The following is a 2,315-nucleotide window of genomic DNA, read 5'->3' on the forward strand; positions in this document are numbered from 1 at the left end:
TCGTTAAATTTACATCTACAAGGTGTTTATCCTGCATTTCCAATGCCTTTCTCTACACAATACTATCTATAATTATACAATAAATACGGACGATTTACCAAACCTTTACAATCCGCTACAAATAAACACATCTCATTACATGACGAAGAACCGAAATTCATATTTTTACAGATTTTAACGATTTTTTCCGTTATTTGTGCCACTTTTATGCCACTTTTGCCACCTAAAAACCGCCCCGAATTCGAGGCGGTTAGTGTTAGAAAATCAATGGAACCTTTCCATTAAATTTTAGACTATTGTAGCATATTCTCACGGTTACAACATTTCAAAACATCATTAATTCTCAAGAAAATCTGATGCAAAAAAGCCCCCGGAAAAGTTCCGAGGGCTACTTTCATATCACTATTTCTTAAGACCAGCAATCAGCTTATTCACTGTCTCATCGTCTAACTTATCCACATTTGACTTGGTTTGGAAATTATCAAAGGTTTTCTGCGATACCTGAATATGCGGTACTCCTTGATTCCAGAAATTCTCTGGATCCTTGGCATCTAGTAGGGCATAAAAGACCCCTCCTGTCATGAGCGCAATACCTCGGTCTTTAGCTGAAATTGTAAACATAGCTGCTCCTCCATTATTTTCTACTGTTGCTTCTACTTTCGTTTCTTGAGCTGTTCCATTTGCGGCTTCCTTGGCCATCCGGACTAACTTGTCTAGGTCAATTCCACCCGGGCAAGCGGTCGCCACAATCTCCTTATGACCAACAATGTGCTTGCGGTCAATTGGAATATTATAGCGGCGGCACAAATCTGCAATCAATTTCGCTGAATTCTTGTAGGTCTCCTCTGCAATCTGCCAGCCCGGTGCTCCAGTTGAATTAAGGTGCTCGATGCCGATTGAACGAGCATTCATCTCCGCATTCCCTGCGTGCCAGGCTGGGAAATTCTCACCTACACATCCCCAAATCTTGTCGGGAGTGACTTGATAATGAGCTGAGGTTTCATTCCCGCTAGATACATACCAAGTGCGACGTGCATTCTCATCGCTGGTTCCCGCATTGTGATGAATCACAATCCTGTCAATCTTGGCCCGAGTGCCTCCAGCGTACATGAGATTCGGGTCAATATCGGTAATGAGACCGCTGAATAAGTCCTCGCCTACTTTTTTCGGTTCCACAGTAGCTTTTCCTTCTTTTTGTTTTTGGTTGGAATATGGCAATCGGAACCAGCCAATGACGTTGCTATAGTCACGATAGTTCTTGCGGGTATAGCCACCACCTCCAACTTCCAGCTGGTCATTAATACCATTTCTATTATCATCTCGGTAGCCGTCGATATTTTGCTCGATTGTATGCATCCCGTTGACATCGGCAAATACAACCACCCCGATGTGCCCCCATGGATGCGGATCATTCATGACAAAGAAATCACCAGGTTCTGGAAGCAGATAGGGGTCATTGGGATTGTTGTAAATTACAATCAAGCCCATTTCTTTAGCCTTTTTTAAACCATCGGCTGCATTGACATAGGCGAGATTCTTTTTACCGTCGGTAAAATACTGCACAATACTATCAATCAAGGCCACACATTGACCACCGTAGGGGTTGGTAGGGACTGTAACCTTCTTCCCTACCAAACTGTTGGCATGATTAACCACGTCCATTGCTGTTACCATCCTGTCCCTCCTTGCTGCTATAAGAAATCGAAGAAACCCCAATCAGGGTCCCTAAAAAAGTGTTAAAAGCTGTCAAAATGGTCAGACTTGGACCTAGCCAATCAGCTTGTAAAGTTTGGCCAATTACTCCAACAAATGTAATAAAGGCTGGCATGAAAATCAACACCAGCCACTTCAACAGGTCGTAGGTCTTATTATCTAGTTTCATGATCCTCCTCCTCTCTCAGAGGTAATTCCGAAAATTCACGATAGAGCGATTCAATCTCACCATTACCACCCAAGTTCTTGTAAGATTCAAACAACTTAGCCATCGCCAACTTACGGTCTAAGGTCGTAGAACCTCGCATAATATCCGCTTTCATGTCATGAGCTAAGCGATAACTATGCAAGGTCTTCAGGCCACTCGAGTTTTTCAGAGCAGACTCCTGTATCTCTGAAACTCCCAACTTAACCTCTGCCAAATCTTCCATGATTTGGTTGTTTTTATGGCTATTAGCCCGAAGCTCTGAAATGATTTTGTGACCAACACCTAAAAGGGCTCCGACTGCCGTCAAAAGCCCCGTCACTTCTCCCCAATTCAATGACTAGCCCTCCTTAATATCTGAATTGATTTCTTTTCCTTGTTGCTTTTCCGCCAAAAC

3 protein-coding genes are annotated in these 2,315 nt (G+C 43.1%); all 3 read right to left on the minus strand.

Going from position 1 to position 2,315, the window contains the following annotated elements:
• Positions 1 to 402 precede the first annotated feature (402 nt).
• Genes N4310_RS08210 through N4310_RS08220 form a run of 3 tightly spaced genes read right to left on the minus strand, consistent with a single transcriptional unit; the run spans position 403 to position 2,255 of the window.
• Positions 403 to 1,674, minus strand: a complete 1,272-nt coding sequence (locus tag N4310_RS08210) for a peptidoglycan recognition protein family protein (protein ID WP_262092790.1) — start codon at positions 1,672 to 1,674, stop codon at positions 403 to 405.
• Positions 1,649 to 1,882, minus strand: a complete 234-nt coding sequence (locus tag N4310_RS08215; protein WP_262092791.1) for a phage holin — start codon at positions 1,880 to 1,882, stop codon at positions 1,649 to 1,651. Before N4310_RS08215 ends, N4310_RS08210 begins: the two co-directional genes overlap by 26 nt.
• Positions 1,869 to 2,255, minus strand: coding sequence for a hypothetical protein (locus N4310_RS08220; protein WP_262092792.1), 387 nt, complete (start codon positions 2,253 to 2,255; stop codon positions 1,869 to 1,871). Before N4310_RS08220 ends, N4310_RS08215 begins: the two co-directional genes overlap by 14 nt.
• Positions 2,256 to 2,315: the final 60 nt, after the last annotated feature.

This window comes from Streptococcus danieliae (assembly GCF_025447695.1).
Lineage (GTDB): Bacteria > Bacillota > Bacilli > Lactobacillales > Streptococcaceae > Streptococcus > Streptococcus danieliae.